A 25,432-nucleotide genomic window follows, 5' to 3' on the forward strand; every position below is an offset into this window, starting at 1 on the left:
GGACGATCGGCGGCCCCCTCACGATTTTATTCTGGTCGGACCCTAGACGTGGACGATCCGCGTCGCACGACGGCGCAACCCGCCGCCGATCAGGCCGAACCCGCCGACCATCAGCGCCCACGACGCCGGCTCGGGTACCGAGGTCGGCGTTCCGAGCGAACCACCGAGCGCGAGGAAGGCCGAACCGATGCCCGTCCCGTCGGCGAACACGTAGCCCGCGGGATCCGAGGCGATCAGGCTCTGATAGCCGAGCTTGCCCCAATAGCTCATCTCGTAGCCCTGATGCTCCCAGCAATCGTCGACGGGCGGCTGGGTGAAGCCTTTGGAGATACCGAAGGCGGTCACGACCTCACCATCGGTGCAACCGGCACCCCCGCCCGCCGTACCGAAGCCCAGGATCGAGCCCGCCGGAGCCGCGGCACCGCCCACCACGACGCCGTCATAGCCACCGCCGATATAATTCTCGATCGACAGGTTGCCGCCCGCCGCGATGAAGCTGTTCACCGCCGCGCCATATCCGTTCAGCGCCGTATTGTCGGCCACGCAACAGCCGCTGGGCGATTCGATATAGATCGCGCTGTAGCTGGACAGCGTCTTGCCCGCGAGCGACGACGCATAGACCGTCGAGACCGCGCCGGTATGTTCCAGCGTCACGCCGCCAAGGATCAGCACGGGAAGCGACGAACTTCCCTGAAGGTAAGAAAAGAGCTGTGGCGTGTATTGCGGATCTTGGTGGTATGCTGTCGAGTCCGATCCCTCGAGCGCGACAAATCCTGACGCTGCGTTCGCCGTGCTGGTCATGATCAGACCAAGTGCCGCCGCAAGCATAACCTTGGATAGGTTTTTCGACATTTCAGCATCCCCACCATTATATCGTTGGCGCGAATCAGCCCCCTGAGTCGCATCTTGAGAATCTCATGATATTAACCATTGAGCAAGATTTTGTTGCTTTGGCGTAAGGTAACGGGTCCGATCCGGACGTTTGCCGGGGCTTGATTGACAATGATCGCGGGCGCGCCAAACAGGCGCCGTGGCCGAGCAAAGCCCTCTCGAAGCGTTCCGGGCCGTCCTCGCCGGCACCGCACGGGCGATGGCGCACGAGCCTGAGCTCGAGCTTTCCTTCACCACCGAGACGCCGTCGGCCTCGCTCAAGCAGATCCGCGTGCCGATGCCGAGCCGCGCTTTGCCGGCAGCGCAGATCGCCGAAGCGCGCGGTGTCGCCGACGGGTTCGCGCTCCGCCAGCGCCATCACGACGCCACCCTCCACAACCGCGCCGCGCCGGCCGATCCATCCGCGCGCGCCGTGTTCGATGCCGTCGAGCAGGCACGGGTCGAGGCATTGGGCGCGCGCGCCATGCCGGGCGTGCAGCGCAATCTCGCGACGGCGCTGGAGATGCGGCTGCGCACCGATCCGCTGACGCGGGCGCGCACGCGCACCGAGGTGCCGCTCGCCTCCGCGCTCGGCCTGATCGTGCGCGAGCGGTTGACCGGCGAGACATCGCCGGCGATCGCCGAAACTGGCCTCGCGCTGGTACGCGACTGGATCGAGGAGAAGGCCGCCGCCGATCTCGACGCACTCGGCCTCGCGCTCGACGATCAGGGCGCCTTCGCGCGGCTCGCTACGCGCCTGCTCGAGGATCTCGAGCTGGTCGAGGCCCAGCCCGAGCCGACCGAGCCCGAGGAAGCAGGCGAGGATGAGGGCGAGCAGGATCAGGCCGAACAGCAGTCCGATGAGGGCGACGACGAGACCGGCGGCCAGAGCGATGCACAGATGGATGCACGCGCCGAGGCATCGGACAGCGCCGAGCAACAGACCGATTCGCGCGAGCAGGAAGCCGGCGAGTTTGAGGGCGACGGCGAGGAGGGCGGCGAGGGCGAGGACGGCGTCCAGCCGGCGCGGCCCAATCGTCCGCCGTCCGACACGCCCGGCTTTCTCGATTACAAGGCCTATACCACCCGCTTCGACGAGATCGTCGGTGCCGACGAACTGTGCGACGAGGATGAGCTGACGCGGCTGCGCGCCTATCTCGACCAGCAGCTCGTTCATCTGCAGGGCGCGGTGACCAAGCTCGCCAACCGCCTCCAGCGGCGGCTGATGGCGCAGCAGAATCGCAGCTGGGATTTCGACCAGGAAGAAGGGCTGCTCGACGCAGCGCGACTCGCGCGCGTGATCGTCGCCCCCGGCCACTCGCTCTCGTACAAAATCGAGCGCGACATGGATTTTCGCGACGCGACGGTGACGTTGCTGATCGACAATTCGGGATCGATGCGCGGGCGGCCAATCTCGATTGCCGCAATCTCGGCCGACATTCTCGCGCGCACGCTGGAACGGTGCGGGGTCAAGGTCGAGATCCTCGGCTTCACCACGCGGGCATGGAAGGGCGGCCAGTCGCGCGACGCGTGGCTGCAGGCCGGGCGGCCGCCTGCGCCCGGCCGGCTCAACGACCTGCGCCACATCGTCTACAAGCGCGCCGACGAGCCCTATCGGCGCGCGCGCAAGCAGCTCGGCCTGATGATGCGCGAAGGGCTGCTGAAGGAGAATATCGATGGCGAGGCGCTGCTGTGGGCGCATTCGCGCCTGATTGCGCGGCCGGAGGAGCGGCGTATCCTGATGGTGATCTCCGACGGCGCGCCGGTCGATGATTCGACGCTGTCGGTCAACAGCGGCTCATATCTCGAGAAACATCTGCGCCAGGTGATCGGCTGGATCCAGGACCGCTCGCCGGTGGAGCTGATCGCGATCGGCATCGGCCACGACGTAACGCGTTATTATGCGCGCGCGGTGACGATCATGGATGCCGAGCAGCTCGGCGGTACGATGGTCGAACAACTCGCCTCGCTGTTCGAGGCGGCATAAGGCTTCGCCACCGTTCGGGGACGATCAGCAGTGGCGATCGACCGCACGGCCGGCGAGGGCGCCGGCACCCGCGCCGAACAGCGTGCCGATGCCACGATCGCCACGCCCTGCCACGACATTGCCGAGCAGGCCGCCCGCGATCGCGCCAACGATGGCGCCGCCAGTGCCACGGTCGCAGCGATAGCGGTGATAGCCGCCATAATAAGGCCGGGCGTAGACCACGCGCGGGGGAGGCGGTGGCGGCGGTGGCGGAGCATCCCAGCCATAACCACGGTCATAATAATAAGCGACGGGAGGCGGGGGTGGCGGCGGGCCGCCCCAATATTGGGCCAGCGCCGCGCTTGGCGCCAATGCACCCAGGCCGATCAGGGCGGCACCCACCAACGCGAAAGAACGACCCGGCATGACCAACTCCCGACCGGCGCGTCACGCGCTGTCGGGAATGGATCTACCGGATCGTCACTGAGACGAGGCTGAATGCACCCGTTAGCCGCCGTTCATCGGCGGCAACGGTTGCGGGATCAGGCGGCGATCGAGGCCTTCTCGATCTCGCGCTTCAGGCGGCGAGCCTTCAGCGAGAGCGACTCGGCGCGCGTCTTGAGCAGCCAGTTGTCGAGACCGCCGACATGCTCGACCGAACGCAGGCCGTGCGTCGAGACGCGCAGCTTCACGCTCTTGCCGAGCTTGTCCGAAATCAGCGTGACGTTCTGCAGGTTGGGCAGGAACGTGCGCTTGGTCTTGTTGTTGGCGTGGCTCACATTGTGGCCCACCTGCCGGCCCTTGCCGGTCAGCTCGCAAATACGCGCCATGCGCTTCAAAGTCCCAATATTGGTGTCCGGAAAGGACGCGCCCTTAGCGGCACGACCGATTCGCGTCAAGGTGGATGGGCCGCGGATGCAACCCCAATGCGCGACCGACGTTACGACGGCGACACGAAAGAAGGAACCTCCGATGCGCGCCATTGTGACTATTCTCGCGATCGTGGTGGTGATCGCGATCGTCGCCGTCGCTACCGGCTTCGTCAATCTGCACGGTAATTCCGGCCAGCTTCCCAGCGTCGCGGTCTCGGGCGGCAAGCTGCCGACGGTCAACGCCGACGTCGGATCGGTCGATGTCGGCACCAAGACCACCAAGGTCGACGTGCCGAAGGTCGAGACGGTGAAGAAGGACGTCGCCGTCCCCACCGTCACCGTCAACAAGCCGCAATAAGATGCCACGCGAAGCCGGCATCGGCGCGATCGTCGCCGCCATCCTGCTCCCGCCGCTGGGCATCTTCCTGGTTCGTGGCCTAGGGACCGAATTCTGGATCGGCGTGGTACTGACCCTGTTGGGGTGGGTGCCGGGGGTCATCTTCGCCTTGGTCGCGATCCTGCGCCCGGCACCCATCGCTCGCGCCTGAGCCACGCCTGACGTAAGGGGCGGCGCGATGTTCCCGCTGCCCCACCCGATGCGCCTTGCCCTCGACCTCGCCGCATCCGCAGCCGAAGCCGGCGAGGTGCCGGTCGGGGCGGCGGTGACCCGCGGCAGCGTGGTGATCGCCACCTCGGCCAATGCGATGGTCAGCGACAGCGATCCTACCGCCCATGCCGAGATCGTCGCGATTCGGCGTGCCGCAAGCGCGCTGGGCACCAGCCGGCTCGACGATTGCGATCTGTGGGTGACGCTGGAGCCGTGCGCGATGTGCGCCGGCGCCATCGCGCTCGCACGGATAGCGCGCCTCTATTACGCCGCCGACGATCCGAAGGGTGGCGCCGTGGCACACGGGCCACGGCTATTCACCCAGCCAACCTGCCATCACCGGCCCGACGTCTATCCCGGCATCGGCGGCGAAGAGGCGGCGGGTCAGCTGCGCGCCTTCTTCGCCAGTCGGCGCTGACGGGAAGCGTTACCTTTTCGCCGCCTCGAACAGGCGATCAAACTCGCCACCGTCGTCGAAATGCGCCGCCTGCGCACGCGCCCAGCCGCCGAAATTGCGGTCGATCGTCAGCAGGGTCAGCTTGGGGAAGGTGGTGGCATATTTCTTTGCGACGACGGGATCGCGCGGCCGATAATAATTCTTGGCGATGATCTCCTGCCCCGGACGGGTGTAGAGGAAGCGCAGATAAGCCTCGGCCACGGCGCGCGTGCCCTTCTTGTCGACGACGCGGTCGACCAGGGCCACGGGCGGTTCGGCGAGGATCGAGACCGACGGCGCGACGATCTCGAACTGGCCCTTGCCCAATTCGTCGACCGCCAGCATCGCCTCATTCTCCCACGCCAGCAGCACGTCGCCCTGGCCGCGCTGGACGAAGGTGGTGGTGGCGCCGCGCGACCCCGAATCGAGCACCGGCACATTGTGCAGCAGCTTGGTCATGTAATCGCGCGCGCCGGCGACGGTGCCGGTCTTGCGCTGGGCGTAGCCCCACGCCGCGAGGTAGTTCCAGCGCGCACCGCCGCTCGTCTTCGGGTTGGCGGTGATGACCTTCACGTCGGGCCGGATCAGGTCGCCCCAATCCTTGATGCCCTTGGGATTGCCCTTGCGCACGAGGAACACGACCGTCGAATAATAAGGGGTCGAGTTTTCCGGGAGCCGCGTCTGCCAGTTTGCGGGCAGCGCCTCGGTCTTGGCGGCGATCGAATCGATGTCGCCGGCCAGCGCCAGCGTCACCACGTCCGCCTGCAGCCCGTCGATCACCGCGCGCGCCTGCGCGCCCGAGCCGCCATGGCTCTGCTTGATCGTAACGTCCTGCCCGGTCTTCGCCTTCCACTGCGCGGCGAACGCCGCGTCGATGTCGCGGTAAAGCTCGCGCGTGGGATCGTAGGAGACGTTCAGCAGCTCGGCCGGAGGCGGCGGCGCCGCGGCGGTCGGCCCGATGGCAGCAGAGACTGCCGTCATTGCCGCAATCATCCGAGTGAACAGGCGCATTGGTCGCTTCTCCGTCGCTGCAACTTTTCCCACGCCGGGAATAGGAGATGACGCCAGCGGCGGCAGGGCAGAAAATCTTGGCGGGGTCGAAGCCGCCGTCGCGCCGCTAGTTGAGCATCACCGCGCCGCCGCGCGCGATCAGCCGCCCGATCGCGTCGAACAGCTTGTTCATCGCCACCGGCTTCAGGATGACCTCGTCGGCGCCCTGATCGATGCAGTCGCGGCAGATATCGAGCGCGGTGTCGGCGGTGACGACGATGATCGGCACCGTCGCCTTGGCGTCGGTGCGCGCGCGGACGTGACGGATCGCGGTGAGCCCGTCCATCCCCGGCATGCGCAAATCCATCAGCACGATGTCGTAATCACGCTGATCGATCATGCGGAGCCCGGTCTCGGCATTCTCCGCCTCGTCCATGCTTGCGCCAGCAACCGTCAGCATGTCGCGAACGACACGTCGGTTCATCGCATCATCTTCGACGAACAGGATGTTCATCTCAGCGCGCTCCCGGCTTGCACGTCATGCCGCAATGTCGCGGCTGGCGGGCTGTGGATCATAGACCATCTGCAAGGCGGCGAGAAGGTCGGGCGCCTGAATTGGTTTGGCGATCAAATGCGTGACGCCACGGGCGCGCAGATCGTCCGCCGTCGAGGCATCGGGTTGCGGCCACAGCAGGGTCAGGCGCGCACCCGCGGCGTGTGCCGCATCGGCGACCGCGCCCGCACGACCGGCATCGAGGCCGAGCGTGCCGCCATCGGCGACGACATGATCGACACCACCCGCCGCGATCGCCGCCAGCGCTTCATCGAGGCTCGCGACGATCCGCAACGACCCCACCGCGGGCGTCAGCAACGCGCGCATGATGCCCTGTGCCAGCGGGTTGGCATCCACCAGCAGCAGGTCGGCGGCGGCCAGCTTCGACGGCGCACCCGCGCTGGGCTTCGCTTCGGGCACTGCGGCGCGCTCCAGCGGCAGATCGAGGATGAAGGTCGATCCAGCGCCGAGCAGGCTCGACACCGTCACGTCGCCGCCCATCGCGCGCGCGATATTGCGACAGATTGCCAGACCAAGCCCGGTGCCGCTGTGGCGCCGCGTGGTGCCGCTATCCACCTGGCTGAACGAGTCGAAGATGTCGGCAAGGCGATCGGCCGGGATGCCGATGCCCGTATCCGCGATCCGGATCACCAGCCGCTCGCCATCGGGCGCCGATATCGCGCCGGCGCTGAGCCGCACATGACCTTGATCGGTGAACTTGATGGCGTTGGACATCAAGTTGAACACGATCTGGCGCAGGCGCACTTCATCGGCGATGATCATGGCCGGGCATTGGCCAAGATCGGTTTCGATCGTGAGACGCTTGGTCTCCGCCTGACCGCTCCACACCGTCACGGCATCGTCGAGCAGCCGGGCAAGGTTCATTTCCACAGGCAGGATGCGCAATTCGCCATTCTCGATTTTCGCCATGTCGAGGATGTCGTCGACCAGTGCCCGCATCGTCTCGCCGGCGCCGTGCACTAGTTCGATGCGGTTGCGCAATGGCCCTGCGACGGATTGGTCGGCAAGAATGACCTGGGTCATGCCAAGGATGCCGTTCAGCGGCGTGCGGATCTCGTGGCTGGTGGTCGCAAGGAATTCTCCCTTGGCGGCCAATGCCTTGCCAAGTTCAGCGTTGCTATGGGTCAGCTCGGCATTGGTCGCGCGCACCTGATTGCGGCTGCGCCGGATCGAGATGAAGCCCAGTGCGAGCAGGGCCGAAATGATCGTCGCCGCGGCCAGCAACCCGCCGATGATCGTGGTGCGCAGCCGCGTCTGAACGCGCTCGCGTGCGAGCTGCAGCGTCTTGATCTTGGCATCCTGGTTGGCGAAATCGAACTGCGCGGTCATCAGCGCGGCGCTGGCCGAGGCGGCGACGGCGCGCGCATCGTCGTCGAGTTGCTTGAATGCCTCGAGATGCGCGAGCGCCTTGTCGTCCTGGCCGAGACGCTTGTAGATCTCGTAGGCGGTGCGATGAAAATCGCGCATCGGCATCGCCGCCGCGACCGCGCTCGCGCCGGCGAAGGTGCGATCGATCAGATCGGCTGCGCGATCCAGTTGGCCACGCCGCAGCGCGAGCTGTGCGGCGACCCCGTAAAGCGCTGGCTGCCAGCTTGCCGCCGGGCCGGTTTCCGACAAGCGGAACGCGCGTGCGAGGGTCGCGTCGGCATCGGTATAATCGCCCGCATCCGTTTGGGCGCGTGCCAGATTTTGGAGGATGCGGGTCTGGAGTAACGGGCTTCCGAGCTTCAGCGCCGCCGCGAACGCATTGTTGTATTCGGCAATCGCAGCACGCGATCGGCCCAGCTCGATCAGTGCATTTCCGCGGTTGTTATAGGCGGAAAGAAGCAGCGCCGGATCGCCGCCATAGGCCTCGATCGCCTCCGCATTATAACGCAACGCATTCTCGTAATCGCCGGCGCTCCGGTAGATCGAACCGATCGTCTGCAGCGCCACGGACTGCCCCCGCGCCTCGCCGGCGCGTTGGAAGATCTGATAGGCGCGCTGATAATCGGTCAGGGCATCTTGGACCCGCCCCATCATATTCGATGCGCCGCCACGCGCGAGGATCAGCTCACCCGCAAGCGCGGAATCCGGCTCGACCTGACGGGTAAGCCTGAGCCCCTGCTCGATCTTTCGCCGCGCCTCGCGGGGGCGGTTCAGCCCGAGCAGCGCCTCGGCACCGAGCCAATCGGCGATCGCCTCGGCAAGCAGACGCTGCCGGGGCTGGGTCATGCGATCGGCGACGATACGCAACTGGGCTGCCGAATCGAGCGACTGTTGCGGGTTGCGCATGATGTCCGCGCGAAGGCCAGCCACGCGCGCGTCGAAGGCAGGCGATACCGGCGGCAGCGATTGCGCCGCCGCGGCGCTTGCAAGCGTGACGCCGATGACGGCCAATATCCCGCGCTTCATGCCAATCCTGCCGTTCAGTCTGGGGCGTAGCGCGAGGAGGTTACCACTTTGCTCGGCTACCCCATAAATGTAAAAGCCCTCGCGCTTTGGCAGGCGCGAGGGCTCGATCAGAACCGGCAAATGTATCGGCCGCCCGCCTAGATGGCGGCTGGGCCGAGTGGGTCGGGTCAGGCCGTGACGGGACGGATGTCGTCATACGCAGTCACGACCGGACGGATGTCGTCATACGCGGTCGCAACCGGGCGGATGTCGTCATACGCAGTCGCAACCGGGCGGATGTCGTCGTACGCGGTCGCAACCGGGCGGATGTCGTCGTACGCAGTCGCAACCGGGCGGATGTCGTCATACGCAGTCGCAACCGGGCGGATGTCGTCATACGCGGTCGCAACCGGGCGGATGTCGTCATACGCGGTCGCAACCGGGCGGATGTCGTCATACGCGGTCACGACCGGGCGGATGTCGTCATACGCGGTCACGACCGGGCGGATATCGTCATACGCAGTCGTCTGAGCCGTCGAGGCTGCGACCGGAGCGCCCGCACCCATGGCTGCCAAAACTGCCGCTGCCGAACAGACAAAACGAGCCGAACGCTTGATCATAACGCCTCCGCATCGACGGACGCGCGGGGGCGCACGCCATCGCAGCGGAAGATAGCCCTTCCGGCTTTTAACGTAAAGTTAAGTTTAACGCACCATTAACCCTTGGACTAAAGTCCAAGCTTGTCACGCAAAAGTCACATCCGGGGAATGAACTACCGTCCAGTCGCCCTCCTCAGCCAGTTGAAACCCAAGGACATCCCCTCAGTCTTCCCGCTATCGCGCGTGTCCAAGAAGGCGCGCAGTTCACCCAGACGCATCGGTTGGGCGATCAGGAATCCCTGGATGATGTCGCAGCCCATGACCTTAAGCAAGGCCAGCGCCGCGGGCGAATCGACGCCTTCGGCGGTCACTTCCATTTCGAGCGCATGCGCGAGATCGATCGTCGAGCGCACCAGCAACGGATCGCGATGGCTGCTCGACAGCCCCGATACGAACATCCGATCGATCTTGAGCTCGTTGGCGGGCAGCTGCTTGAGGTAAGCGAGGCTCGACAGCCCGGCGCCATAATCGTCGATCGCGATGCGGATGCCGGCGTCGGCGAACAGATGGATATTGCGCAGCGCGCCCTCGGGATCGGCAATCAGCGCCGTCTCGGTGATCTCGAAGCCGATCGCCCCCGAGGCTTCGCGCACCGTCGCCAGCGCCCAATCGGCGAAATCGCGGTCCGCCAGCAGGCGCGCCGAAATGTTGATGTTGAAGGCGAGCGTGTGCCCGCACTGCGCGAGACCGTGCTGCTCGACGATCGCCTGACGAATGACCCACTCGGTGATGCGGCGGATCTCGCCACGCTCCTCCGCGAGGCCAATGAAGTCGTTCGGACCGATCAGCCCGTGCGTGGGATGCTGCCAGCGCACGAGGGTTTCGACCTCGCCGATCTCACCCGTCCGCGCGCGCATCTTGGGCTGATGAACGATGAACAGCTCGTTGCGGACGATCGCGGTCTCGAGTCCGTCCGCCAGCGCAGCCGCGCCGGTCGGGGCGCGGCCACCCGGAAGCGTCGCCAGCCGTTGCCGCGCACGTCGGCGCCACGCCTCCACCCCCGGCCGCCACGGCCCGGCAAGACGCGCGCCGAACCAGACGCCGACCAGCGCTGCCGACAGCGCAGTCAGAACGAACCACAGCGGACCAGAAGCCTGAATGAGCGTCACCACTAAGAACTATCCACAGACCTATGAACAGTCTGTTAAGGTTAGAGCAACCCAAATCGTTCATCAGCCCAGAATATCATCGTCGGGAACGGATGATCGCGCGGCGCGGAAGCGCGCTCGCTTGACGGAACCCGGCCCAATCCCTAGCGGTTTTTGTGCAATGCAGCATCCACGTGCCACGCTCGGCCTCAAGCGCGCCCCCGCCGGCGAAGACGACGCCACCGCCGCCACCTCCGAGGCGAGCCACATCCTGCGAACCGCGATCGCGATGCGCGTCTGCGCGCTCGCGACCTATAATCGGACGCAGGTCCGCATCGCGCCGCACATCCTCTACACGCGGCATGACGAGCCATTCGTCGACGGCGTAGTGGTCGAGCGCGACGGCAAGCCGCCCAAGGAATTGAAGCTCGGCTCTTTCAAGCTGGCCGGGCTGAGCGAAGTACGGCTGACCGCCATCTCATTCGCGCCGATGACCTTGTTCGACGCGAGCATGGCGCGCTACGCTGGCGCGACCATCCAGCAGGTCCAGGCCTGAATCAAGCGGCCTGCGCGCCGCTTCTTCGTCAAACTTGAGCAGATAGCCGGGCTTGCGCGTTCAGATAGCTCGCGCGTTTCGCGAGGAACCCGTCAGGCTCCCAACTGCACTCAGATCAGTTCGCAGCGCCGTCGGTGGTGCCGTCGATACGCTGCGCCGCCGCCTCGGCCCCCTGCGCGAGCGCGCGCGCGCCGCCATAGATGAAGCCATAGGTCGGATAGGCATGCGTGCCGACATCGCTGATCGGCGCGTACCAGACCTTCACCGCGCTCCAATCGCCATTGGCCGAAGCATCGACGACGGTAACGTCATGCTCGACACCCCCATGCGTGCCCCAGTTTGCGTGGGTGACCTTGATGATCCGGTCGGAAATGACCTTGGTCACGGTCGCGACATGGCCCGAGCGCATCGAGCCGATCGCCTTGAATACCAGCACCGAGCCAAGCTTCGGTGCGGAACCCTGCGCATAACGGCCGATCGCCTGATGCCACCAGCCGGCGGCCGCACCGAACAATTGGATGCCCGAGAACATGCGGGCGAACGGGGCGCACTGCCAATAGGTCTGCGCGTTCGCGGCCGACGGGAGGCTCAGCGCCGCGATGAACAGGGCGGAACCGAACGCCGCCTTAATCTGTTTGAACATGCTTGAACCTGAACCCCAGCCCCGTCGATGGCTTGGGGATACGGGCGCAAATCCTAAGCAGTAAGTTACCATGCGGCGAGCCGAGCCGTCAGTGCGTTCGCCCGTGCAGCAACGGTCGTTACGGGATCGATTCGTCCGCGATACGATGCCGTTGGTCGCGCCGAGGCGCGAATCAGGTGTGGGAGCGCCGCCGGAATCCGCGGGCTTGTACTGATCGCCCGGCGCAGCTATGTCGCCCTCCGCTCCCGGGCCGGAGGAGTGTAGCTCAGTTGGTAGAGCATCGGTCTCCAAAACCGAGGGTCGTGGGTTCGAGTCCCTCCACTCCTGCCACCGCAAGGTGACGGACCAAAGGGCCGGGGTTCGTGAAGAGCATCGGGCCACTGCGGCGTCCACCCGGGTCCGGGGGGCGCCGGCTGGCCCTTATTTTCGTTGGTGAAGGACGTGAAGGCGGTGGCAGAGGTTTCGCGCGAGAAGGGTGGCATCGGCGGCTGGTTCGCCAACATCCCGACGTTCGTCCGGCAGGTTCAGGCCGAGACCGCCAAGGTCGCGTGGCCGACGCGTCGCGAGACGGTGATGACCGCCACGATGGTGGTCGCCATGACGCTGATCCTCGGCATCTTCTTCTTCGGCGTGGACTGGATCTTCAGTCGCATCGTCGCCGCGCTTATCCGGCTCGCCGCCTAAGCCGCCCCTCGACAGGTCAGGACGCAGAAACGAACATGTCGCGCTGGTACATCATCCACGCTTATTCGGGCTTCGAGAACAAGGTGAAGGACGCGATCCTCGCCGATGCGACGCGCCTTGGGCTCGAGCAACTGGTCGATTCGGTCGAGGTTCCGACCGAGAAGGTCACCGAGGTCCGCCGCGGCAAGAAAGTGACGAGCGACCGGAAGTTCTTTCCGGGCTACGTCCTCCTCAAGGCGGCGATGAACGACGACGTCTACCACCTCGTCAAGAACACGCCGAAGGTGACGGGCTTCCTCGGCACCAACGGCAAGCCGCAGCCGATCTCGGACGCCGAGGCGGCGCGCATCCTGAATGCCAAGGAAGAGGTCGCCGCCGCGGCGCCGAAGACCAAGGTCAAGGTCGATTTCGACATTGGCGACCAGGTCAAGGTGCTCGACGGCCCGTTCGCGACCTTCAACGGCCTGGTCGAGGAGCTCGATTTCGATCGCAGCCGCGTCAAGGTCTCGGTCTCGATCTTCGGACGCGCGACCCCGGTCGAACTGGAGTTCGAGCAGGTGGAACGCATCAAGTAATCCCCATCCCGTCACCCCAGCGCAGGCTGGGGCCTCGTGAGGCGGAGCGCATCGCCAGCCTCGGGGAGATCCCAGCCTTCGCTGGGATGACGGGATCAGATGAATGTCGCGGGAGGTTCTTCGGGGCCGTCAGCACCGCTAAGCCAATGGAGTGAAACATGGCGAAGAAGATTACGGGCTACATCAAATTGCAGGTGCCGGCCGGCAAGGCCAATCCGTCGCCGCCGATCGGCCCCGCGCTGGGCCAGCGCGGCGTCAACATCATGGAATTCTGCAAGGCGTTCAACGCGCAGACCGGCGGCCAGGAAATCGGCACGCCGTTGCCGACGGTGATCACCGTCTATGCCGACCGCAGCTTCTCGTTCGAGACCAAGACGCCGCCGGCGACCTATCTCATCAAGAAGGCAGCCGGCCTGAAGTCGGGCTCGAAGGAGCCGGGCAAGGTGTCGGCGGGCACGATCAAGCGCTCGCAGCTCTCCGAGATCGCGACCGCGAAGATGAAGGATCTGAACGCCAACGACATCGAAGCGGCGACGAAGATCATCGAAGGCTCGGCCCGCGCGATGGGCCTGCAGGTTGTGGAGGGCTGACGACATGGCAAAGCTGACCAAGAAGGCGAAGGCCATGGCGACCGCGGTCGACCGCGAGAAGCTCTACGGCATCGGTGAGGCCATCGGCCTGGCCAAGACCAACGCCACCGCCAAGTTCGACGAGACGATCGAGGTCGCGCTCGCGCTCGGCGTCGATCCGCGCCACGCCGACCAGATGGTCCGCGGCGTCGTCACCCTGCCCAAGGGCACCGGCAAGTCGGTCCGCGTCGGCGTGTTCGCACGCGGCGCCAAGGCCGAGGAAGCCAAGGCGGCGGGTGCCGAGGTCGTCGGCGCCGAGGATCTGCTCGAGCAGATCCAGGGCGGCACGGTCGATTTCGACCGCTGCATCGCGACCCCGGACATGATGGGCCTCGTCGGCCGCCTGGGTAAAATCCTGGGTCCGAAGGGCCTGATGCCGAACCCGAAGCTGGGCACCGTGACGATGAACGTCGCGCAGGCGGTCAAGGACGCCAAGGGCGGCCAGATCGAATATCGCGTCGAGAAGGCCGGCATCATCCACGCCGGCATCGGCAAGGCGAGCTTCCCCGCCGAAGACCTGCGCGCGAACTTCGACGCGCTGGTCGATGCGGTGGTCAAGGCCAAGCCGTCGGGCGCCAAGGGCAAGTATATGAAGAAGATCGCCGTCAGCTCCTCGATGGGGCCCGGCATCAAGGTCGACGTGGCGGAGGTCGGCGCCGCCTGATCGGCCCGTCGCAACGACATGATTTCGGAAGGGCCGGGAGCGATCCCGGCCCTTTTCGTTTGCGCGGTCGCGCTCGGCCGCGAACCGCTTGTGCTGGACAAGGCGAGGCGTCCCGTTCACCTGCGGGACTTGCCGGCAGCGGAGAAGGCCCGTCATGCACGACGCCGATATCCTCACGCTCGGCCTGATCCTGTTCGTGGCGTGCCTGGTGGCGATCGTCACCCGCCGGATCGGACTGCCTTATGCGATCGGCCTCGTCGCCGCGGGGATCGCGCTCAGCGTCGCCGGCCATGGCAGCCGCATCACGCTCACGCCCGAGCTGATCTTCACCGTCCTGCTGCCGCCGCTCATCTTCGAGGCGGCGCTCCATCTCGGCTGGGCACAGTTCCGGCGGGAGGCGCCGCTGGTGCTCAGCATCGCCGTCGTCGGCACTTTGCTGTCGGCGAGCGTGGTCGCGGCGGGCATGCACTGGCTGGCCGGCTGGGGCTGGCCCGCATCGATGCTGTTCGGCGCGCTGATCGCGGCGACCGACCCGGTATCGGTCATCGCGATGATGAAGGAGCAGCAGGCCCCGCCGCGGCTGCGCTTCCTGATGGAGGCGGAAAGCCTGGTCAATGACGGCGCGGCGGCGGTGATCTTCGGGCTGGTTGCGGCGTGGATCGGCGGCGCCGAGGGCAGCCCCGGCACGATCGCGCTCGCCTTCGTCACCACGGTCGGCGGCGGCGTGCTGTGCGGGCTGGTGGTGGCCGGCGGCCTGTTGCTCGTCGCGCGGCGATCGGACGATCATCTGGTCGAGCTGACGCTCACCATGCTCGCCGCCTACGGCTCGTTCCTGCTGGCGGAGAAGCTGCATGCGTCGGGCGTGCTGGCGACGCTGGCGGCGGGCATGCTGGTCGGCAATTGGGGGCGCGGCCGCCAGATCACCGCTTATGGCAGCGAGGCGATGATCCGTTTCTGGGATTTCGCCGCCTTCCTCGCCAATTCGGTCGTCTTCGTACTGATCGGCAGCCGCGAGGCGGCGCAGCCGCTGGCGCAATTCCTGCGCCCGGCCGCGATCGGCACCGCGCTCGTGCTCGCGGGGCGGGTGATCGCGGTCTATCCGATCACCGCTCTGTTCCAGCGAACCGCGCTGGCGACGAGCCGGCTCACCCAGCATATCCTGTTCTGGGGCGGCCTGCGCGGTGCACTCGCGCTGGCGCTGGCGCTGGCCACGCCGGAGGCGCTGCCCGAGCGCGACGCGCTGATCGGCGTCGCCTTCGCCGTGGTCGCCTTCTCGATCTTCGTGCAGGGCCTGACCGTCCCGCGCCTGCTGCGCCGATCGGGCGCCTGCTGACGCTGCGCTACAGGGTGCGAAGCGCCGCCGCGATCGTCGCGTAGACCCGGTCGAGATCGTCGTCGCCGATGCAGTAAGGCGGCATGACGTAGACCGTGTTGCCGAGCGGGCGAAGCAGCACATCATGCTCGCGGAAGAAAGCGAGGAGGCGCGGCCCGAGCGCGGCAAGATAGTCGCCGGCGGCCGAGCCCACCTCGAACGCCGTGATCGTGCCCTGCTGGCGCGCGCCGATGATCGGTGCGTCGGCCTGCAGCCCAGCGAGTGCCGCCGCCTGTCGTTCGACCAGCGACTCGATCCGCGCCGGCACCGGCTCGTCGCGCCAGATGGCGAAATTGGCGGCGGCAGCGGCGCAGGCGAGCGGATTGGCGGTGTAGCTGGACGAGTGGAACAGCATCTGCGCGCGATCGGTCGAGCGATGCGCGTCGAAGATCGCGTCGGTCGCCATCGTCACCGCCAGCGGCACCGCGCCGCCGGTCAGCCCCTTCGACAAGCAGAGGATATCGGGCACGACATCGGCCTGCGCGCAGGCCAGCAAGGTGCCGGTGCGACCCCAGCCGGTCATCACCTCGTCGGCGATCAGCAGGATGTCGTGCGCGGTGCAGATCGCGCGCAGTTCGGCCAGCACCCACGGCGGATAGAACAGCATTCCGCCCGCGCCGAGCACCAGCGGCTCGACGATCAGCGCCGCCGGCGGCTCGGGCGCGGTGGCGAGGTGGCGGAGCGCGTCCAGCGTGCGCGCTTCGGCGCCGGGTGCAGGGAAGGGCAAGGTGTCGACGTCGAACAGCAATGGTGCATAGGCACGGTTGTAGACGCCGCGCTGCCCCACCGACATCGTGCCGACGGTGTCGCCATGATAGCTATGCTCCATCACGACGATACGCTGGCGCGGGCGACCGGTGTTGAGCCAGAAGCCGAGCGCCATCTTCAGCGCCACCTCGACCGCGGTCGAGCCGCTGTCGGAGAAGAAGACGCGCGTCAGCGCGGGCGGCATGATCCCGGTCAGCCCGCGCGCGACCGTCTCGGCCGGTTCGTGCGTCCAGCCGGCGAAGATGATCTGGTCGAGCTGGGCCGCCTGCTCGGCGATCGCCCCCATGATGCGCGGATGATTGTGGCCGTGCGTCGTCACCCACCACGACGAGATGGCGTCGATCACGCGCCGTCCGTCGGCGGTGAAGAGGGCCGCGCCCTCGGCATGCGTCACCAGCGGGATCGGCTCGCCCAGCCCGTGCTGGGTGAAGGGATGCCAGATCGGCGAGCTCATCGCGCGAGCGCCGCGACGTCGAACGATTCGGCAAAGGCGCGCGCCAGCGCGGCGTGATCGAGCGGATCGAGCAACGGCAGCCGGCCAAGGCGCGGAACCCCGCCGATCGCGACGATGGTCGCCTCGCTGTCGGGCACGGCATCGCCGACGAAGGCGACGCCGTGGATCGCCACGCCCCGCGCGCGCAGTGCCTCGATCGAGAGCAGGCTGTGGTTGATCGTGCCGAGCGCGGTGCGCGCGACGAGGATCACCGGCAGGCTCCAACGCGCGAACAGATCGGCGAACAGCAGGGACCGCGTCACCGGCACCAGCGCGCCGCCCGCGCCCTCCACCACCAGCGGTCCGTCGACCGGCGGCAGCGCGAGCCGGTCCGGATCGATCGTGACCGCGTCGAGTTCGGCGGCGCGATGCGGCGAGCAGGGGGTGGTCAGGGCATAGGCTTCGGGCAGCAGGCGCGCGGGCGACAGCGCCGCCAGCGTCGCGACCGTCGCGCGGTCGCTGCCCTCGTCGAGGCCGGCCTGGATCGGCTTCCAATAAGACGCGCCGATGGCATGGGTCAGCCCGGCGGCGAACACCGTCTTGCCGATGCCGGTATCGGTGCCGGTGACGACATAACCGCGCGTCATGCCGCCGGCTCCTGCAGGTCGAGCAGGCCGACGACGTAGGTGGCGGTGCTGCCGCTCGCCTCGAACCGGCGCATGACGCGGCGGAGCGTGGCGGGCGCGAGCGGGCGGTGGTCCGCACGCGGCGTGGCGGCGCCGATCCCCTTCAAGCCCGCGAGGAAGCCGCGCGCATCGGCATAATCGTCACGAAAGTCGCGGATCGTCACCGTCGCGGCCATGCCGACCGGCACCGCGCCGGCAAGCTGCGCCGCATCCGGATAATCGCGCACGCCATCGATCCTCCCCGTCCCGTGATGCGCCGCGCGCCATTCGGCGAACGTCCCGCGCGCGAGCGTGGTGAGCAGCATCCGCCCGCCCGGCGCGAGCAGCCCGCGCAGCGCAGCTAGCCCGCCCGCGAGATCGTCGAACCATTGCACCACCAGCGATCCGACGATCAGGTCGAACGGCGCCTCGGGATGCTCGAATCGTGGACGTTCGGCATCGAGGCAGGCGAAGCGGACGCCCGGTTGGGGCGCAAAGCGGGCGGCGGCGCGCGCCACCATCGCCGGGGCGATGTCCGTCATCAGCCAGTCGCCGCCAGTGGGCCGTGCGCGGTCGCGGAGCAGGCCGGTGCCGCAGCCGATCTCCAGCACGCGCCGCCCGTCGAGCGGCGGCAGCGCGCCGGCAAGCCATTCCGCGACGCGCGCCTGGACGTGGGCATGCGCATCGTAGCGATCGGCGCGGCCGAAGGCGGCGGCGTGGCGCGGCAGCATCGTCACGCCAGCCCTGCGACGAAGCCGGCGATCCGCTCGGCGCACCAATCGGCATGGGTCGCGGGCAAGAGGTGGCCAGCCTCTGCGCACGTTGCCCGATCGTGGGCGGCGTCACCGAAGCCCGCGGCGCGCTGTGCCTCGCTCAGGATCGGATCGCGCGCACCGTGCAGGACGAGCAGCGGCACGGAAGGGACGTGTCCGCGCATGTCAATGTCGCGGAGCCGGGCGAGGTCGTCGGCAAGGCGCGCGGTCGGCTCACCAGGAATCGGCGCGGACTCACCACAGCGGGCGCGGAAGTCGCCGACGGTCGCAGCGGGATCCCGCGCACAGCGGCGGATCATCGCGTCGAGCAGGCGCGGGGCGGCGCCGGGATGACCGGAGCTTGCCGTGAAGCGGTCGAAGCCGTTGATGACGATCATGGCGCAGGCGTGCGGAGCAGGTTCGGCGAGCATCCGCAACCCGCCAAGCGAGTGACCCACCCGGATGCAGGGCCCGGACGGCAGCGTCACGCGCTGGACCGGCCCGAAATAGCCGCGATCGTCCGCCGCGCCCGCCACGCCGAGGGCGGCGATCAGGGGCGCCCAGAAATCGGCGTCAAAGCCCCAGCCATGATGGAAGGTCCAGATCATGCAACCGCGCGCAGCACCGCCGCCGCCAGGCCATCGATCGCGTCGGACGAATGGCTCGCGCGCAACGCGATGCGCAGACGGCTGCGCCCGCGCGGCACGGTCGGCGGTCGGATTGCGATGGCGAGCATGCCCTCCGCCTCCAGCGAGCGCGCGGCGGCGAGCGCCGCCTCGGCCTCGCCAACGATCGCCGGCACGATCTGGGTCGACGACTCGGCGGTATCGATCCCGCCTGCCGCCAGCAGCGCGCGCAGCCGGGCCGCCATATCGGCCAGCGCGGCACGCTCGGCATCCATCGCCGGCACCAGATCGAGCGCGGCGTCGATCGCGCCGAGCACCCCCGGCGGCAAAGCGGTGGTGTAGATGATGCCGCCGCACGCATTCACGAGATAGTCGCACAGGGCCACGGACCCGGCGACATAGGCGCCGAAACCGCCCAGCGCCTTGCTGAACGTCCCCATCACGAGATCGACTGCGCCCGGCACCGTCGCCGAAAGACCGGCGCCGCGCGGGCCGAGCACGCCGGTCGCATGCGCCTCGTCGAGATAGGTGAAGGCGCCGTGCGCGCGCGCGATCGCGGTGAGCCGCGGCAGGTCGACGCGATCGCCGTCCATGCTGAACACGCTCTCGGTCAGGACCAGCTTCGGCCCCTCCGGCGCGACCGCCAGCAGCGCGTCGAGATGGTCGAGATCATTATGGCGGAAACGCACCTGCCGCAGCCCCGCCGCCGCGCAGCCATGATGCAGGCTGGCATGATTGAGCCGGTCGGCGAAGACGGTGAGGCCGGGCAGCGCCTTCGCCAGCGCGGGCAGGATCGCGGCATTGGCCTGCCAGCCGCTCGCGAACAGCAAGGCCGCCGGCGTGCCCTTGAACGCGGCGACGCGCGCCTCGACCGCGAGATGGAGTTCGTGCGTGCCGGTCACCAGCCGCGACGCGCCCGCGCTGCTGCCGTGCCGGCGCGCCCATTCGGCGCCGCGCTCCGCCAGCAACGGATGGGTGGCGAGGCCGAGATAATCGTTGCTCGAGAAATCGAGCAATGTGCGGCCGTCCCGCGCCACCCGGCCGCCTGGCACCAATGCCGTGGGCACCAACGCGCGCCGTTCGCCGCGCGCCGCCGCCGCGTCGAGCGCCTGCTGGAGGAAAGGATCGAGCAACGATGGCATGGTCACAGGTCTCGGCGGCCCACCCGGCAGGGCACGTCACATGTTCGGATAATTGGGCCCGCCGCCGCCCTCGGGCACCACCCAGTTGATGTTCTGGGTGGGATCCTTGATGTCGCACGTCTTGCAGTGGACGCAATTCTGCGCGTTGATCTGCAGCCGCGGGCCAGCACTCCCTTCGGCCACGATCTCGTACACACCGGCCGGGCAGTAACGCTGCTCGGGCGCGTCATAGTCCGCCAGGTTGACGCGGATCGGTACGTCGGCATCCTTCAGCGTCAGGTGGATCGGCTGATCCTCCTCGTGATTGGTGTTCGACAGGAACACCGAGGAGAGCCGGTCGAAGCTGATGACGCCGTCGGGCTTGGGATAGTCGATCGGCTTGGCCAGATCCTTGCGCCACAACCCTTCATTGTCGGGGTGATGGCGCAGCGTATAGGGCAGGCCGATCCCGGCGGTGCGCATCACCATGTCGGCCCATGCCCAGCCGGTGCCGATCAGCGGCCCGAACTTCGCCACCGCCGGCTCGGCATTGCGCACCAGCTTCAGCTCGGTCGAGATCCAACTCGCCTTTACCGCCGGCTGATAGCCGTCGAGCAGGTCTCCGCGCCGATCGGCGGCGACGGCGGCGAATGCCTCCTCCGCCGCCAGCATGCCGCTCTTCATCGCGGTATGCGTGCCCTTGATGCGCGGCACATTGACGAAGCCCGCCGAGCAGCCGATCAGCGCGCCGCCGGGGAAAGCGAGCGTCGGCACTGACTGCCACCCGCCCTCGTTGATCGCGCGCGCGCCGTATGAGACGCGGCGGCCGCCCTCCAGCACCGCGCGGATCGCGGGATGCTGCTTCCAGCGCTGGAACTCCTCGAACGGCGAGAGATAGGGATTGCGGTAGCCGAGCCCGACCACGAACCCGAGCGCCACCTGGTTGTTGGCCTGATGGTAGAGGAAGCCGCCGCCGACATCATTGCCAAGCGGCCAGCCCTGCGTGTGGATCACGCGGCCGGGCGCGTGATTCGCGGGATCCACGTCCCACAATTCCTTGATGCCGAGCCCGTAGACCTGCGGCTGGCTGTCGCGCTCCAGCTCGTAGATGCGCTTCAGCTCCTTGGTCAGGCTGCCGCGCGCACCCTCGGCGAAGAACGTGTAGCGCGCGTGCAGCTCCATGCCGGGCTGGTAATCGGGCTTGTGCGTGCCGTCGCGCGCCACGCCCATGTCGCCGGTGGCGACGCCGCGGATCGCGCCAGTGTCGTCGAACAGCAGTTCGGCGGCGGCGAAGCCGGGGAAGATCTCGACGCCCAGCGCCTCCGCCTGCCCCGCCAGCCAGCGGCACAGATTGCCGAGCGAGCCGGTATAGGTGCCTTTGTTCGACATGAACGACGGCATCAGCAGGTGTGGGAAGGCGATCTTGCCGGTGCGGGTGAGCCACCAATGGTGGTTCTCGGTCACCGGCACGTCGAGCGGGCAGCCCTGCTCGCGCCAGTCGGGGATCAGCTCGTCGAGCGCGATCGGATCGATCACCGCGCCCGACAAGATGTGCGCGCCGACCTCCGATCCCTTCTCCAGCACGCAGACCGAAAGCTCGCGATCCTGGGCGGCGGCGAGCTGCTTCAGGCGGATCGCCGCGCTGAGGCCGGCCGGGCCGGCGCCGACGACGACGACGTCATACTCCATCGATTCACGTTCAGGCATCCGGCCTGCTTACTCTGCCGCCAGCGCCTCGCCCAGCCTCTCCTGCAATGCAGCCTGTTCGCGCCACAGAGCAGGCGGCACCGCGTCGCCCAACTTGCGCAGATCGGCATCGTTGAGTGCGGCTTCCTGCCGCCAGATCGCGACGTCGACCGAAGTCAGCGCGGCAAGATGGTCGGGCGCGATACTCAGCCCGGCGAGATCGAGATCGCCGCGTTCGGGCAACAGGCCGATCGGCGTATCGACCGCGCCGACCTTGCCTTCGATCCGGTCGACGATCCATTTGAGCACGCGGACATTGTCGCCGAAGCCCGGCCACATGAAGCGGCCGGTGGCATCCTTGCGGAACCAGTTGACGAGATACAGCCGCGGCAGCTGGCCGGCATCCGACGCGGCCGCGGCGCCGACGCGCAGCCAATGCTCGAAATATTGGGCCATGTCGTAGCCGCAGAAGGGCAGCATCGCGAACGGATCGCGGCGGAGCGCGCCGATCGCATTCTCGGCCGCTGCAGTACCCTCCGACGCGATGTTGGCGGCGAGGTAGACGCCGTGCGTCCAGTCGAACGCCTCGGTCACCAGCGGCACCGCGCTCGCGCGCCGGCCGCCGAACAGGATGGCGGAGATGGGCACGCCGGCGGGATCGTCCCACTCGGCGGCGATCACCGGGCATTGCGCGGCGGGCACGGTGAAGCGCGCGTTCGGATGGGCGGCGGGCTTGCCCGACGCCGGATCCCAGCGATTGCCCTGCCCGTCGGTCAGGCCGTCGGGTGGCGTATCGGTCAGCCCCTCCCACCACACGTCGCCGTCGTCGGTCAGCGCGGTGTTGGTGTAGATGGCGTTGGCGTGGAGCGTCTCGATCGCGTTGCGATTGGTGGCGATGCCGGTGCCGGGCGCCACGCCGAAGAAGCCTGCCTCAGGATTGATCGCGTACAGCCTGCCATCCTGGCCGAAGCGCATCCAGCAGATGTCGTCGCCGATCGTCTCGGCCTTCCAGCCGGGCAGGGTCGGTTCGAGCATCGCCATGTTGGTCTTGCCGCACGCGCTGGGGAAGGCGGCAGACATATAGTGGACGCGACCCTCGGGGCTGGTGAGCTTCAGGATCAGCATATGCTCGGCGAGCCAGCCCGCGTCGCGCGCCATCACGCTCGCGATGCGGAGCGCGAAGCATTTCTTGCCGAGCAGGGCGTTGCCGCCATAGCCCGAGCCGTAGGACCAGATTTCGCGCGTCTCGGGATAATGGACGATCCATTTCTCGTCGGCGCATGGCCACGGCACGTCGGCCACGCCGGGGCGGAGCGGCAGGCCGACCGAATGGACGCAGCGGACGAAGAAGCCGTCCTCGCCCAGCATCTCCAGCGCACCCGCGCCCATGCGTGTCATCACCCGCATCGAGAGCACGACGTAGGCGCTGTCGGTCAGCTCGACCCCGATCGCGCTCTGCGGCGAATCGAGCGGGCCCATGCAGAACGGCACGACATACATCGTGCGCCCCTCCATGCACCCCGCGAACAGGCCGTCGAGGCGGTCGCGCATCTCGGCCGGGTCGCACCAATTGTTGGTGGGGCCGGCATCCTCGGCGCGCTCGGAGCAGATGAAGGTGCGACTCTCCACCCGCGCGACGTCGCGCGGATCGGAACGGGCATGGAAGCTGTTCGGTCGCCTGGCGGGATCGAGCGGCGTCAGCGTGCCGCACTCGACCAGCCGTGCGGCGAGTGCGTGCCATTCGGCATCGGAGCCGTCGCACCAGTGGATCGCGTCGGGCCGCACGTGCGCGGCGACCGATTCGACCCAGGCGACCAGCGCCCGGTGGTTCGGCGGTGCGGCACCCTCGGTGCGCACCGCATCCTCGCGCAGCATCGTGGCCATTCCTCTCACCTTCCCGTGTCCGTGATAGCCGGGTTTGGGGAGAGACTATCGTCAGGCTTGACGTTCACAAGCCTTATTGTCGCGGCTCAGCCGTTGGCGGCGCCGTTGAGGCCGAGCTTGGCGAACAGGGCCGCGTCGCGATCGCCGCCGGCATTGCCGGTCGTCAGCAACTTGTCGCCGGTGAAGATCGAATTTGCGCCGGCGAGAAAGCACAAGGCCTGGGTCGAGTCGGACATGCTCTCGCGCCCGGCCGACAACCGCACCATCGACTGCGGCATCAGGATGCGCGCAACCGCGACGGTGCGGACGAATTCAATATCGTCGATCCGCGCGCTCGGCACGTCCTTCAGCATGTCGCCCAGCACCGTGCCGGCGACCGGCACCAGAGCATTTATCGGAACGCTCTCGGGCGCCTCGGGCAGGGTCGCCAGCGCGTGGAGGAAGCCGACGCGGTCGGCGCGCGATTCGCCCATGCCAACGATGCCGCCGCAGCAGACGTTGACGCCGGCCGCGCGCACCGCCGCCAGCGTGTCGAGCCGGTCGTCCCACGTGCGGGTGGTGATGACGTTGCCGTAATTCTCCGGCGAAGTGTCGAGATTGTGGTTGTAGTAATCCAGCCCCGCCTCACCGAGCCGCTCCGCCTGCGCGCCCGTCAGCATGCCGAGCGTCATGCAGCTTTCGAGGCCGAGCGCGTTCACGCCCTCGACCATCGCGCACAGCGCATCCATGTCGCGATCCTTGGGGTTGCGCCACGCGGCCCCCATGCAGAAACGCTGCGAGCCGGCCGCCTTGGCCGCCGCCGCCGCCGCCAGCACCGCATCGACATCCATCAGCTTCGATGCGGCCAGCCCACTCTCGGCCTGCGTGCTCTGCGAGCAATAGCCGCAATCTTCGGGGCAGCCGCCGGTCTTGATCGACAGCAGCGTCGCGCGCTCGACCTGCACCGGATCGTGATGCTGGCGATGGACGGTCGCCGCACGGAACAGCAATTCGGTAAAGGGCAGATCGAACAGAGCGGCCACGTCGGCGCGGACCAGCGGCGGCACCGCGGCGCGCGGGCGATCATGCAACAGGGTATCGGTCATTCGACAATCGGGTCCGGTTCTGATGGGAGCGTGGCCGCCGCCTTAGCACCACCACCACGCGCTCGGCCAGATTCAGGCGCTTGCCTTGCGGCGGCGCGTGTCCCAGCCCTTGCGGGCCGCAGCCGAGCGCTGCTCGGGCGAGCCGGCCTTGTGCGCGCGGCCGCCGCGCTTGGCGGCGGGGTGATCGGTCGCCTTCCCGCGGCCCGCGCCGGACTTCTTGCCGCCGCCGTCATCCTTGTTCACGGTCGCCCAGGCGCGGCTTTCCGCCTCGGCCTTGGGCGTGCCGCGCGCCTCGTAGCTTTCCTCGATATGCTGCGCCTTGCGCTTCTGCTTGTCGGTGTAGGCGTCCTTGTCACCCTGCGGCATCGTCGGTCTCCTGCTGCGCGTAGGTCAACGCCGAGGCAGGGTGGAATATCCGAGCGGTCAGGCCGCGTGCACGTGCGCGACCTGCCGCCGCAGCCGCCAATTGCCCAGATGCGCGGCGCCGATCGCGATGCTGCCGCAGATGGTGATCGGCGCTTCCAGCACCGAGCCGCCCCACGGCCACACCGCGATCGCCAGCATGGCGAGGCCGAGCAGCCCCATCGCCAGCGGGCGCGCGCCGCCATGATGGCGATAACCACTCCACAGGGCAAAGCCGGTCGCGGGAATCGCCAGGCCGAGCGCGACGAGGTGAACCTCGGTCGGCACCGGCACGATCGCGGCCAGCGCCGGGAGCAGAGCGAGGAGGAGCGGCAGCGCGATGCAGTGGGCGAGGCACGCAAAGGTCGCGCCGAGCGCCAGCGCCTCGATCATGTCGTGCTTGCGATTCATGGCGGCCATGTGCCTCCGTCGCAGTCAAAAAGCAATGATAT

The 25,432-nt window shown here is 67.7% G+C and carries 29 protein-coding genes and 1 tRNA gene; 11 read left to right on the forward strand and 19 right to left on the reverse strand.

Going from position 1 to position 25,432, the window contains the following annotated elements:
* Nucleotides 1–42 precede the first annotated feature (42 nt).
* Nucleotides 43–672, reverse strand: coding sequence for a PEPxxWA-CTERM sorting domain-containing protein (locus K8P63_RS19600; RefSeq protein ID WP_223797656.1), 630 nt, complete (start codon nucleotides 670–672; stop codon nucleotides 43–45).
* Between the two features lie 358 nt (nucleotides 673–1,030).
* On the opposite strand from K8P63_RS19600, the gene cobT reads away from it, so the two are divergent.
* Nucleotides 1,031–2,857, forward strand: a complete 1,827-nt coding sequence (gene cobT / locus K8P63_RS19605) for a cobaltochelatase subunit CobT (RefSeq protein ID WP_223797657.1) — start codon at nucleotides 1,031–1,033, stop codon at nucleotides 2,855–2,857.
* A gap of 24 nt (nucleotides 2,858–2,881) precedes the next feature.
* Here cobT and K8P63_RS19610 read toward each other — a convergent pair whose 3' ends face one another.
* On the reverse strand, nucleotides 2,882–3,262 hold the full coding sequence (locus K8P63_RS19610) for a glycine zipper 2TM domain-containing protein (protein WP_223797658.1): 381 nt from the start codon (nucleotides 3,260–3,262) through the stop codon (nucleotides 2,882–2,884).
* Between the two features lie 116 nt (nucleotides 3,263–3,378).
* The gene (gene rpmB, locus K8P63_RS19615) at nucleotides 3,379–3,666 is read right to left on the reverse strand and encodes a 50S ribosomal protein L28 (protein ID WP_223797659.1); all 288 of its coding nucleotides are present in this window, start codon (nucleotides 3,664–3,666) and stop codon (nucleotides 3,379–3,381) included.
* Nucleotides 3,667–3,808: 142 nt separating this feature from the next.
* Between rpmB and K8P63_RS19620 the strand changes: the two genes are divergently transcribed.
* Genes K8P63_RS19620 through K8P63_RS19630 form a run of 3 tightly spaced genes read left to right on the forward strand, consistent with a single transcriptional unit; the run spans nucleotide 3,809 to nucleotide 4,733 of the window.
* Nucleotides 3,809–4,066 (forward strand): hypothetical protein, encoded by a 258-nt coding sequence (locus tag K8P63_RS19620; RefSeq protein WP_223797660.1) that lies wholly within the window; start codon nucleotides 3,809–3,811, stop codon nucleotides 4,064–4,066.
* A gap of 1 nt (nucleotide 4,067) precedes the next feature.
* The gene (locus K8P63_RS19625) at nucleotides 4,068–4,256 is read left to right on the forward strand and encodes a YqaE/Pmp3 family membrane protein (protein WP_223797661.1); all 189 of its coding nucleotides are present in this window, start codon (nucleotides 4,068–4,070) and stop codon (nucleotides 4,254–4,256) included.
* 27 nt (nucleotides 4,257–4,283) lie between these two features.
* A complete protein-coding gene (locus K8P63_RS19630; RefSeq protein WP_223797662.1) occupies nucleotides 4,284–4,733 on the forward strand; it encodes a nucleoside deaminase in 450 nt (149 codons plus the stop codon).
* Between the two features lie 9 nt (nucleotides 4,734–4,742).
* On the opposite strand, the gene K8P63_RS19635 is transcribed toward K8P63_RS19630, so the two are convergent.
* The 5 genes from K8P63_RS19635 to K8P63_RS19655 all read right to left on the reverse strand — a co-directional run bounded on the left by K8P63_RS19635 (nucleotide 4,743) and on the right by K8P63_RS19655 (nucleotide 10,459).
* Nucleotides 4,743–5,762: a sulfate ABC transporter substrate-binding protein gene (locus K8P63_RS19635; RefSeq protein WP_317629329.1), complete on the reverse strand. Its 1,020-nt coding sequence runs from the start codon at nucleotides 5,760–5,762 to the stop codon at nucleotides 4,743–4,745.
* Between the two features lie 106 nt (nucleotides 5,763–5,868).
* Entirely contained in the window at nucleotides 5,869–6,255 is a 387-nt protein-coding gene (locus tag K8P63_RS19640; protein WP_223797663.1) for a response regulator, read from the reverse strand.
* A gap of 24 nt (nucleotides 6,256–6,279) precedes the next feature.
* Nucleotides 6,280–8,709: an ATP-binding protein gene (locus K8P63_RS19645; RefSeq protein ID WP_223797664.1), complete on the reverse strand. Its 2,430-nt coding sequence runs from the start codon at nucleotides 8,707–8,709 to the stop codon at nucleotides 6,280–6,282.
* A 167-nt stretch (nucleotides 8,710–8,876) separates the two neighbouring features.
* Nucleotides 8,877–9,308, reverse strand: a complete 432-nt coding sequence (locus tag K8P63_RS19650; RefSeq protein WP_223797665.1) for a hypothetical protein — start codon at nucleotides 9,306–9,308, stop codon at nucleotides 8,877–8,879.
* A gap of 152 nt (nucleotides 9,309–9,460) precedes the next feature.
* Complete coding sequence (locus K8P63_RS19655; RefSeq protein ID WP_223797666.1) at nucleotides 9,461–10,459, reverse strand: EAL domain-containing protein; 999 nt, start codon at nucleotides 10,457–10,459, stop codon at nucleotides 9,461–9,463.
* 157 nt (nucleotides 10,460–10,616) lie between these two features.
* Between K8P63_RS19655 and K8P63_RS19660 the strand changes: the two genes are divergently transcribed.
* Nucleotides 10,617–10,991, forward strand: coding sequence for a hypothetical protein (locus tag K8P63_RS19660; RefSeq protein ID WP_317629330.1), 375 nt, complete (start codon nucleotides 10,617–10,619; stop codon nucleotides 10,989–10,991).
* Nucleotides 10,992–11,106: 115 nt separating this feature from the next.
* Here K8P63_RS19660 and K8P63_RS19665 read toward each other — a convergent pair whose 3' ends face one another.
* Complete coding sequence (locus tag K8P63_RS19665) at nucleotides 11,107–11,634, reverse strand: CHAP domain-containing protein (protein ID WP_223797667.1); 528 nt, start codon at nucleotides 11,632–11,634, stop codon at nucleotides 11,107–11,109.
* Nucleotides 11,635–11,888: 254 nt separating this feature from the next.
* On the opposite strand from K8P63_RS19665, the gene K8P63_RS19670 reads away from it, so the two are divergent.
* The 6 genes from K8P63_RS19670 (at nucleotide 11,889) to K8P63_RS19695 (ending at nucleotide 15,519) form a co-directional block, all read left to right on the forward strand.
* Nucleotides 11,889–11,964 (forward strand) — tRNA-Trp (locus tag K8P63_RS19670).
* Between the two features lie 120 nt (nucleotides 11,965–12,084).
* On the forward strand, nucleotides 12,085–12,318 hold the full coding sequence (secE, locus tag K8P63_RS19675; protein WP_449618971.1) for a preprotein translocase subunit SecE: 234 nt from the start codon (nucleotides 12,085–12,087) through the stop codon (nucleotides 12,316–12,318).
* Nucleotides 12,319–12,353: 35 nt separating this feature from the next.
* Nucleotides 12,354–12,893 (forward strand): transcription termination/antitermination protein NusG, encoded by a 540-nt coding sequence (nusG, locus tag K8P63_RS19680; RefSeq protein ID WP_223797668.1) that lies wholly within the window; start codon nucleotides 12,354–12,356, stop codon nucleotides 12,891–12,893.
* Between the two features lie 158 nt (nucleotides 12,894–13,051).
* Nucleotides 13,052–13,483: a 50S ribosomal protein L11 gene (gene rplK / locus K8P63_RS19685; protein ID WP_223797669.1), complete on the forward strand. Its 432-nt coding sequence runs from the start codon at nucleotides 13,052–13,054 to the stop codon at nucleotides 13,481–13,483.
* 4 nt (nucleotides 13,484–13,487) lie between these two features.
* Nucleotides 13,488–14,186: a 50S ribosomal protein L1 gene (rplA, locus tag K8P63_RS19690; RefSeq protein ID WP_223797670.1), complete on the forward strand. Its 699-nt coding sequence runs from the start codon at nucleotides 13,488–13,490 to the stop codon at nucleotides 14,184–14,186.
* 154 nt (nucleotides 14,187–14,340) lie between these two features.
* Nucleotides 14,341–15,519, forward strand: a complete 1,179-nt coding sequence (locus K8P63_RS19695; RefSeq protein ID WP_223797671.1) for a cation:proton antiporter — start codon at nucleotides 14,341–14,343, stop codon at nucleotides 15,517–15,519.
* A gap of 7 nt (nucleotides 15,520–15,526) precedes the next feature.
* On the opposite strand, the gene K8P63_RS19700 is transcribed toward K8P63_RS19695, so the two are convergent.
* The 10 genes from K8P63_RS19700 to K8P63_RS19745 form a co-directional block, all read right to left on the reverse strand.
* Nucleotides 15,527–16,780 carry an adenosylmethionine--8-amino-7-oxononanoate transaminase gene (locus K8P63_RS19700; protein ID WP_223797672.1) on the reverse strand — a complete coding sequence of 418 codons (1,254 nt, stop codon included), beginning with the start codon at nucleotides 16,778–16,780 and terminating at the stop codon, nucleotides 15,527–15,529.
* Entirely contained in the window at nucleotides 16,777–17,406 is a 630-nt protein-coding gene (gene bioD, locus K8P63_RS19705; RefSeq protein WP_223797673.1) for a dethiobiotin synthase, read from the reverse strand. Before bioD ends, K8P63_RS19700 begins: the two co-directional genes overlap by 4 nt.
* A complete protein-coding gene (locus K8P63_RS19710) occupies nucleotides 17,403–18,155 on the reverse strand; it encodes a methyltransferase (protein ID WP_223799890.1) in 753 nt (250 codons plus the stop codon). The genes bioD and K8P63_RS19710 overlap by 4 nt, the downstream gene beginning before the upstream one ends.
* Nucleotides 18,156–18,157: 2 nt before the next feature.
* Nucleotides 18,158–18,784 carry an alpha/beta fold hydrolase gene (locus tag K8P63_RS19715; protein ID WP_223797674.1) on the reverse strand — a complete coding sequence of 209 codons (627 nt, stop codon included), beginning with the start codon at nucleotides 18,782–18,784 and terminating at the stop codon, nucleotides 18,158–18,160.
* Complete coding sequence (locus tag K8P63_RS19720) at nucleotides 18,781–19,944, reverse strand: aminotransferase class I/II-fold pyridoxal phosphate-dependent enzyme (protein ID WP_223797675.1); 1,164 nt, start codon at nucleotides 19,942–19,944, stop codon at nucleotides 18,781–18,783. The genes K8P63_RS19715 and K8P63_RS19720 overlap by 4 nt, the downstream gene beginning before the upstream one ends.
* Nucleotides 19,945–19,980: 36 nt before the next feature.
* Entirely contained in the window at nucleotides 19,981–21,630 is a 1,650-nt protein-coding gene (locus K8P63_RS19725; protein ID WP_223797676.1) for an electron transfer flavoprotein-ubiquinone oxidoreductase, read from the reverse strand.
* Nucleotides 21,631–21,639: 9 nt separating this feature from the next.
* A complete protein-coding gene (locus K8P63_RS19730; protein WP_223797677.1) occupies nucleotides 21,640–23,493 on the reverse strand; it encodes a phosphoenolpyruvate carboxykinase (GTP) in 1,854 nt (617 codons plus the stop codon).
* 86 nt (nucleotides 23,494–23,579) lie between these two features.
* Nucleotides 23,580–24,578 (reverse strand): biotin synthase BioB, encoded by a 999-nt coding sequence (bioB, locus tag K8P63_RS19735; RefSeq protein WP_223797678.1) that lies wholly within the window; start codon nucleotides 24,576–24,578, stop codon nucleotides 23,580–23,582.
* Between the two features lie 72 nt (nucleotides 24,579–24,650).
* Nucleotides 24,651–24,944 (reverse strand): plasmid stabilization protein, encoded by a 294-nt coding sequence (locus K8P63_RS19740; RefSeq protein WP_223797679.1) that lies wholly within the window; start codon nucleotides 24,942–24,944, stop codon nucleotides 24,651–24,653.
* 57 nt (nucleotides 24,945–25,001) lie between these two features.
* Complete coding sequence (locus K8P63_RS19745) at nucleotides 25,002–25,400, reverse strand: MerC domain-containing protein (RefSeq protein WP_223797680.1); 399 nt, start codon at nucleotides 25,398–25,400, stop codon at nucleotides 25,002–25,004.
* Between the last annotated feature and the right edge of the window lie 32 nt (nucleotides 25,401–25,432).

Origin of the sequence: Sphingomonas nostoxanthinifaciens (assembly GCF_019930585.1) — a bacterium.
Classification (GTDB): Bacteria; Pseudomonadota; Alphaproteobacteria; order Sphingomonadales; family Sphingomonadaceae; genus Sphingomonas_I; species Sphingomonas_I nostoxanthinifaciens.

Coding starts and splice junctions, on each gene's coding strand:
- K8P63_RS19645 (WP_223797664.1), bottom strand. CDS start 8,709: ATGAAGCGCGGGATATTGGCCGTCATCGGCGTCACGCTTGCAAGCGCC.
- K8P63_RS19665 (WP_223797667.1), bottom strand. CDS start 11,634: ATGTTCAAACAGATTAAGGCGGCGTTCGGTTCCGCCCTGTTCATCGCG.
- rplK (WP_223797669.1), top strand. CDS start 13,052: ATGGCGAAGAAGATTACGGGCTACATCAAATTGCAGGTGCCGGCCGGC.
- K8P63_RS19715 (WP_223797674.1), bottom strand. CDS start 18,784: ATGATCTGGACCTTCCATCATGGCTGGGGCTTTGACGCCGATTTCTGG.
- K8P63_RS19630 (WP_223797662.1), top strand. CDS start 4,284: ATGTTCCCGCTGCCCCACCCGATGCGCCTTGCCCTCGACCTCGCCGCA.
- rpmB (WP_223797659.1), bottom strand. CDS start 3,666: ATGGCGCGTATTTGCGAGCTGACCGGCAAGGGCCGGCAGGTGGGCCAC.
- K8P63_RS19700 (WP_223797672.1), bottom strand. CDS start 16,780: ATGAGCTCGCCGATCTGGCATCCCTTCACCCAGCACGGGCTGGGCGAG.
- rplA (WP_223797670.1), top strand. CDS start 13,488: ATGGCAAAGCTGACCAAGAAGGCGAAGGCCATGGCGACCGCGGTCGAC.
- K8P63_RS19620 (WP_223797660.1), top strand. CDS start 3,809: ATGCGCGCCATTGTGACTATTCTCGCGATCGTGGTGGTGATCGCGATC.
- K8P63_RS19625 (WP_223797661.1), top strand. CDS start 4,068: ATGCCACGCGAAGCCGGCATCGGCGCGATCGTCGCCGCCATCCTGCTC.
- K8P63_RS19720 (WP_223797675.1), bottom strand. CDS start 19,944: ATGCCATCGTTGCTCGATCCTTTCCTCCAGCAGGCGCTCGACGCGGCG.
- bioB (WP_223797678.1), bottom strand. CDS start 24,578: ATGACCGATACCCTGTTGCATGATCGCCCGCGCGCCGCGGTGCCGCCG.
- K8P63_RS19725 (WP_223797676.1), bottom strand. CDS start 21,630: ATGCCTGAACGTGAATCGATGGAGTATGACGTCGTCGTCGTCGGCGCC.
- K8P63_RS19745 (WP_223797680.1), bottom strand. CDS start 25,400: ATGGCCGCCATGAATCGCAAGCACGACATGATCGAGGCGCTGGCGCTC.
- K8P63_RS19635 (WP_317629329.1), bottom strand. CDS start 5,762: ATGCGCCTGTTCACTCGGATGATTGCGGCAATGACGGCAGTCTCTGCT.
- K8P63_RS19640 (WP_223797663.1), bottom strand. CDS start 6,255: ATGAACATCCTGTTCGTCGAAGATGATGCGATGAACCGACGTGTCGTT.
- K8P63_RS19740 (WP_223797679.1), bottom strand. CDS start 24,944: ATGCCGCAGGGTGACAAGGACGCCTACACCGACAAGCAGAAGCGCAAG.
- K8P63_RS19730 (WP_223797677.1), bottom strand. CDS start 23,493: ATGGCCACGATGCTGCGCGAGGATGCGGTGCGCACCGAGGGTGCCGCA.
- K8P63_RS19660 (WP_317629330.1), top strand. CDS start 10,617: ATGCAGCATCCACGTGCCACGCTCGGCCTCAAGCGCGCCCCCGCCGGC.
- K8P63_RS19610 (WP_223797658.1), bottom strand. CDS start 3,262: ATGCCGGGTCGTTCTTTCGCGTTGGTGGGTGCCGCCCTGATCGGCCTG.
- K8P63_RS19695 (WP_223797671.1), top strand. CDS start 14,341: ATGCACGACGCCGATATCCTCACGCTCGGCCTGATCCTGTTCGTGGCG.
- bioD (WP_223797673.1), bottom strand. CDS start 17,406: ATGACGCGCGGTTATGTCGTCACCGGCACCGATACCGGCATCGGCAAG.
- nusG (WP_223797668.1), top strand. CDS start 12,354: ATGTCGCGCTGGTACATCATCCACGCTTATTCGGGCTTCGAGAACAAG.
- K8P63_RS19650 (WP_223797665.1), bottom strand. CDS start 9,308: ATGATCAAGCGTTCGGCTCGTTTTGTCTGTTCGGCAGCGGCAGTTTTG.
- K8P63_RS19710 (WP_223799890.1), bottom strand. CDS start 18,155: ATGCTGCCGCGCCACGCCGCCGCCTTCGGCCGCGCCGATCGCTACGAT.